Here is a 6,689-nt window from a genome sequence, read left to right as displayed (position 1 = left end):
TTATAATGATCTATATTGATATTTAGCGCCATATTATATAATGTCTATCGTTTTAGTAGGAATTTCAAAAATAGAATTAATTTCTGGAACAAAAAGTAAAATGAATCTTAAAATTACTTTTAGCCTATCGTTTTAGTAGATTACAACAAATCATCCAAATCTGTTATAAAATCTTCACTGAAACCAATACATATTTTAGGATATCAAATCGGCCAAGGTATTGTTCCGATACACTTCCAAAGCACTGTCCCTAACTTGTAGCATTAATTTGTGGACGGAGCATTCAATTTCGTCCGGGCAGTCATCACATTTCTCGTAGAAGTTTAAGCTAACGCAAGGGACCATGGCAATAGGGCCTTCCAAAACCCGCATCACGGCGGTCATGGGAATCTCTTTGGGTTCTTTTATCAAGTAGTAGCCTCCCCCTTTTCCTTTTTTTGAACCGAGGAATCCGTTCCGTCTGAGGGTCAGTAAAATACTTTCCAAAAATTTCTGGGAAATATTCTCGTGCTTGGCAATCTCTGCTATTTGAACAGGTTCTTTTGTTCCCACGGAAGCGAGATAGGTAAGTGCTTTTAGGCCATATTTTGTCTTCTTGGACAGCATCCCACGAATATAGCGAAAATTAACAATCCGCCTCCCGAAAAATCATAGCTCTTCACCGACTAGTCCAACGCCTGCTCAATATCAGCTATGATGTCCTGAATATGCTCCAACCCTACCGAAACCCGTACCATTCCATCTGAAATGCCTACGGATTCGCGATCTTCCTTGCTCAGTTTACTGTGCGTGGTGGATGCAGGATGTGTAACAATGCTCCTGGCATCTCCCAAATTGGCCGAAAGGGACAACAGTTCTATGTTATCAAAGAATTTTCTTCCCGCATCAAGACCGCCTTTCACCTCAAAAGCAACTACGCAACCTCCGGCCTTCATCTGCTTTTTGGCCAATTCGTACTGCGGATGCGATTTTAGAAAGGGATACTTGACCCATTCAATCTTATCATGACCTTCCAAATAGGTGGCCAATTCCAAAGCATTGGCGCAATGTCTATCTACCCGAAGGGCCAAGGTCTCCAAACTTTTGGACAATACCCATGCATTGAAAGGGGAAAGTGAGGGTCCTGTAATACGTGAAAAACGATACACTTTATCCACCAATTCATTGCTTCCTACAGTAATTCCAGCCAGAACCCTGCCTTGGCCATCCATCAATTTTGTCCCGGAATGGATGACCAAATCGGCTCCAAATTTTATGGGCTGCTGTAGATAGGGCGATGCAAAACAATTATCGATGATAAAAATTAAACCATGTTTTTTGGCGATGTTACCCAAACGTTCCAAATCCAACACATCAACCCCAGGGTTTGTGGGCGATTCCACAAAAATGATTTTGGTCTTGGATGTGATCAGCCCTTCTACAGCGTCCAAATCATTGGCACCAAAATAACTCGTGCTGATGTTCCATTTTGGAAAAAACTGGGTGAACAGTGTGTGTGTAGATCCAAAAACACTTTTGCAGGACACAATATGGTCCCCACTTTCCAACAAGGCCGCAAAAGTTGAAAACACGGCTGCCATTCCCGAAGCAAAGGCAAAACCGTTCTCGGCCCCTTCCATTTTGCACACTTTATCAATAAACTCCGAAGAGTTGGGGTTGGAGTACCGGGAATAAATGTTTCGGTCCTTTTCTTCTGCAAAAGAAGCACGCATGTCCTCGGCATCCTCAAACACAAAACTGGAGGTCAGGTACATGGGGCTGGAATGCTCCAAAAATTGGGTGCGTTCCATTTGTGTCCGTATGGCTTCTGTTTCGAATTGTCTTTTTCCCATTATATTATATTCTATTTGTGGCTTCGACTCCGCTCAGCCACCCGACATTTGACAAGGTATCTGAGCATGGCCGAAGCTATATCTTTTCTGCTATTCTTAAAATATCACCAAACACCCCTCTGGCCGTTACAGCGGCTCCCGCTCCGGCACCTTGGATCACCAAGGGGTTTTCTCCGTAGGATTCCGTATAAATCTCAATAATGGAATCGGACCCTTTTACTTGCCCCAGTGCACTTTGCTTGGGAACAGAAATCAATTTTACCTCCAAAATACCCTTGTCCTGTTGCAAATCGCCATACAAATCTCCTACGTATCGAAGGACATGCCCTGCTTCTTGATCATTTTTGATTTTGGCATAGACCTCATCCATCTCTTCGATTCGGGAGTTGAAATCCTCAAATGAAAGTGTCCGTAATCCCTCAGGAATTAAATTTTCCACCGCAATATCCGAAAACTCATTTTGAAGGTCCAGTTCCCTGGCCAAGATCAACAATTTTCTACCCACATCATTTCCAGAGAGATCTTCTCTTGGGTCGGGCTCGGTAAATCCTTTTTCCATCGCTTCTTTTATGATGGATGAAAAGGAGGTGTCCACCTCAGAAAAGGTGTTGAAAATATAACTCAATGAGCCTGAAAACACCCCTTTGATTCGGGTTATGTTCTCACCGGACAAGTGCAACAGTTTAATGGTGTCAATTAGCGGAAGTCCTGCCCCTACATTCGTCTCGTATAGGTATTGCTTTTGGTTTTTATCCAAGCACTTCCTGATGGATTTGTATTTCTCAAAGCTGAGGGTATTGGCAATCTTGTTGGATGAGACCAAGTCAAAACCATGCTTGATCAACGGCTCATAATTTTCAACAAATGGACTGCTCGCCGTATTGTCAACCGCAATCAGATTTTCCAAATGATGGGTTTTGGCGAAAGCGATGATATCCTCAATTTCATAGGGTTTCCCCTCCTTTTCCAATCTTTTTGCCCAGTTGGAACCAATTCCCTTGGCATCCAAAAGTACTTTTTTGGAATTGGCCACAGCAAAAACCTTTAGATCGATGCCCTTTCGTTCTTCAATACTTTTATTGGAATCCAATAGCTGTTTGATCAAAGTACCCCCCACATTCCCATGTCCAAATAGGGCCAGGTTGATTTTCTTGGCAATTCCAAAAATCTGTCCGTGAATTACATTGATGGCCTTGTGCAAATCGGTTTTTTTGACCACCATGCTCACATTTTTACCCGTTACGGTATTGTTGAAGAGCAAAGGAATCACCTGATTCTTCGCCAAGGCATTGAACGGCTTGTGGAAACTGCTCAAATCCATGCCCACAATGGAAATCACCGAAACATCCTTGATAACGGTTATCTGGTTGATATCCTGTGAGGAATAATCGGTTTCAAACTCTTGATCCAACACTTTTTTGGCCTTTTGCGCTTTGGTGGCATCCACAACCAGACCAATACCACGCTCGGAAGACCCTTGAGAAATGATCCCCACACTGATGCCATTTTGGCCCAAGGCCCTAAAGATTCGGGCATCAATGCCCACTTTGCCCAAAAGCCCCCGCCCTTCTAGATTGATCAAGGCCATGTGATCCAACACCGACAGGGATTTTATGCCTCCGTTATTCGTTTTGGGTCCAATCAATGTACCTTGGTTATCATCATTAAAGGTGTTGCAAATCCTTAAGGGAATGTTCTTTTCAATCAATGGGATAATGGTCTTGGCGTGCAGGATGTTGGCCCCAAAATTGGCCAACTCGTTGGCTTCATCATAGGAAATGACATCAATCAACCTCGCATCTGGAACCAAATCTGGGTTTGCCGTGAAAATCCCATCCACATGGGTGTAATTGATCAATTCCGAAGCGTCCAAAAAGTTGGCCAAAAGTGCCGCGGAATAATTGGTCCCATTTCTCCCCAAGGTGGTGGTGACTCCAGTTTTAGTGGATGCAATGAACCCGGTGACCACAGGAATGGTATCCGCATCCAAATCGTGGAAACAGCGAATCACATTTTCCTTTGAAATGCTTTGGTCCACCTCGGCATTGTTATGGACATCATCGGTTTTGATCAAGCTTCTTGAATCAATCAGCTGCGCTTTTAATCCCAATTGGTTCAAAAGAGCAGTGACGGTCTTGCCAGAAATCAACTCCCCAAAGGACAACAATTCATCCTTGGTGCGAAGGCTATAATCGCCGGTAAGCGACACTCCATTTAGAATCTTTTCAATGGCTCTGAGTTCCTCTTCAATGTCAACGCCATCAAAATTATTCTTTTGATAGGTGGCAAAAGATTTCAAATTATCATCAAAATCCAATCCTCCGGCAGCCTTTTCCAGCATGTTTTCCAGCTGATCCGTGGCCTTTCCCCTAGCAGAGACCACAACGGCAAAATGCTCATGTTCTTCTGCCCGTTTGCCAATGATCTTCAACACGCGTTCAATCCCCTCTCCATTGGCCAAAGATTTTCCGCCAAACTTCAAAATCTTGATGCGCTCATGCTTGCCATTCTTTTGAAAAACGGTTTCCAACAGTTTTTCCAACTGCTCAAATTCCATCAAAAAGGCATCATGCCCATGCAAAGATTGCACTTCACCGTAGGTGACATTGGTATTGGCCTGGGCCAAACGCTTAAAGGTTTCCTTGTTTTCCTCAGCGGTAAAGAACAAATCCGAATTGACCCCAACTATATGAATCTTGGTATCGCTATCTTGAAGTGCCTTGAAGGCTTCATCCCCATTTCGGGTAATGTCGATGGTCCTCAAAAGTTGATTCATCAATTTATAGGCCGACAATTGAAAACGCTCCTGCAATTTCTTTCCGTGGTGCATCAACCAACTTTCCACATTAAAGACCTGAAGCTCCTCATTGGTGCTTCGTTTAAAGCGCTCCTTGAAGGATTCCGGGGTGCGATAGCACAACATCGCATGCATACGGGCATCGTGAACGGGTTGTTTGGAATTGATCAAAAACTGCTCTTGAATCTGACAGTTGGCAATCAACCAATCGGTGGACTTCCAATCGGAAGCCACTGGAATCAGATGTTCTGTAATAGCTGTGTTCAATGCGGCCATTTCCCAGGCAATTCCACCACCCAAAGAACCGCCAATGATGGCAAATAGACGGTCAATTTGTAATTGTTCCAGTCCCAAAAGAAAGATACGGGCAATATCACCAGCCACAAAATCCTTGTAGTTCTCAATGACAAAGCCATCATAACCGTTCCCGGGAATGTTAAAGGCCAAAATGGTGTAGGTATCGGTATTGATGCACTTGCCCTCGCCTACCAAATCGGACCACCAGCCTTCTTCGCCCGCCACATTGGAATTTCCTGTAAGGGCATGGTTCACCAATACAATTGGGGCGGAATGAAGAGGTTGACCAAAAAGCTGATAGGACAGTTTTAGGTCTAGGGTAGTGCCATTTTGGGTGGTAAATTGTTCTATGTTCAGATGCTGTAGCATTCTAAGTACTAATTACAAATATTCTTTTATGAAACATCTCGAAAGCTCCTTCGACTGCGCTCAGGATGACATCTCGATGTGACATCTTTGTTTCATTTAAATGGCGGCAAAGGCCTGCTCCAAATCGGCCTTTAGATCGGATAGATCCTCCAAGCCAACACAAAGTCGAATGAGGTCTTTAGTCACCCCGGTGGACTCTTGGTCGGCATCACTCAACTGTTGATGGGTTGTGCTTGCCGGGTGGATGATCAATGATTTTGTATCTCCAATATTGGCCAGAAGGGAAAACAGTTTGGTTTCATCCACTATTTTCTTGGCATCATCAAAGCCTCCTTTAACACCAAAGGTAACCACTCCACTTTGCCCTTTGGGCAAGTACTCGTCGGCCAAAGCTTTGTATTTGCTGGATTCCAATCCTGGATAGTTCACCCAAGTGACCTCATCCCTATCTTCCAACCATTTGGCCAAGTCCAACGCACTTTCACTGTGTCTTTTCATACGAATGTCCAACGTTTCCAATCCTTGAATGATTTGGAACGCATTGAAAGGGCTCAAACATGCGCCGTGATCCCGCAATCCTTCAATCCTAACTTTGGCTATAAAGGCTGCTGGACCTAAGGCCTCATGATAGACCAATCCATGGTATCCGGGAGAAGGCGAAGTGAATTCGGGAAATTTCCCATTGGCCCAATCAAAGGTACCGGCATCAATGATGGCTCCGCCTAAAGCTGTTCCATTTCCGTTGATGTATTTGGTCAATGAGTGAATGACAATATTGGCCCCGTATTCAATCGGATTGAGCAAAGCCGGGGATGCAACAGTATTATCCACAATAAAGGGGACTTTGGCCGCTTTGGCTTCTTTGGAAATGGCCTTTAGGTCCAATACATCCAGTTTGGGATTGCCCAAAGACTCCACAAAGATAGCTTTGGTATTCTCTTGAACGGCCTTCCCAAAATTAGCTGGATCCGAAGGATCTACAAAGGTTGTGGTAATGCCCAAACGAGGGAGGGTTACACTGAACAAATTGTAGGTTCCTCCATATAGACTGTTTGAGGATACAATATGATCTCCCGCTTTCAACAAGACCAATAATGCGGTGTTGATGGCTCCAGTTCCGGAAGAAGTTACCACGGATGCAATCCCGCCTTCCAGTGCCGCCAGACGTTGTTCCAAAATATCATTGGTGGGGTTGTTGATCCGGGTGTAAATGTTTCCAAACTCGGCCAAGGAAAAAAGGTTGGCGGCATGGTCTGAATTGTTGAACACATAGGCGGTACTCTGATAAATGGGCACTGCCCGTGTTCCGCCGTTAACAGTTACATCGTGACCTGCATGTAGGGCATTGGTAGAAAATTTTTGATCGCTCATGACTTTTGTTTGTTTAATTAATA

4 protein-coding genes are annotated in these 6,689 nt (G+C 44.2%); all 4 read right to left on the bottom strand.

Annotation, left to right across the window (positions count from 1 at the left end; all coding sequences use genetic code 11):
* Positions 1-195 precede the first annotated feature (195 nt).
* The 4 genes from A7D14_RS00450 to A7D14_RS00435 all read right to left on the bottom strand — a co-directional run bounded on the left by A7D14_RS00450 (position 196) and on the right by A7D14_RS00435 (position 6,666).
* Positions 196-606, bottom strand: a complete 411-nt coding sequence (locus tag A7D14_RS00450; protein WP_067028823.1) for an RrF2 family transcriptional regulator — start codon at positions 604-606, stop codon at positions 196-198.
* A 59-nt stretch (positions 607-665) separates the two neighbouring features.
* Positions 666-1,832, bottom strand: coding sequence for a trans-sulfuration enzyme family protein (locus A7D14_RS00445; RefSeq protein WP_067028819.1), 1,167 nt, complete (start codon positions 1,830-1,832; stop codon positions 666-668).
* Positions 1,833-1,908: 76 nt separating this feature from the next.
* Positions 1,909-5,295, bottom strand: a complete 3,387-nt coding sequence (thrA, locus tag A7D14_RS00440; protein WP_067028815.1) for a bifunctional aspartate kinase/homoserine dehydrogenase I — start codon at positions 5,293-5,295, stop codon at positions 1,909-1,911.
* Positions 5,296-5,391: 96 nt separating this feature from the next.
* The gene (locus tag A7D14_RS00435; RefSeq protein ID WP_067028834.1) at positions 5,392-6,666 is read right to left on the bottom strand and encodes an O-acetylhomoserine aminocarboxypropyltransferase/cysteine synthase family protein; all 1,275 of its coding nucleotides are present in this window, start codon (positions 6,664-6,666) and stop codon (positions 5,392-5,394) included.
* Positions 6,667-6,689: the final 23 nt, after the last annotated feature.

The organism is Allomuricauda sp. CP2A (assembly GCF_001683915.1).
GTDB lineage: Bacteria > Bacteroidota > Bacteroidia > Flavobacteriales > Flavobacteriaceae > Flagellimonas.
The sequence above is the reverse complement of the archived record's forward strand: the minus strand, read 5'-3'. Positions and strand labels throughout refer to the sequence as shown.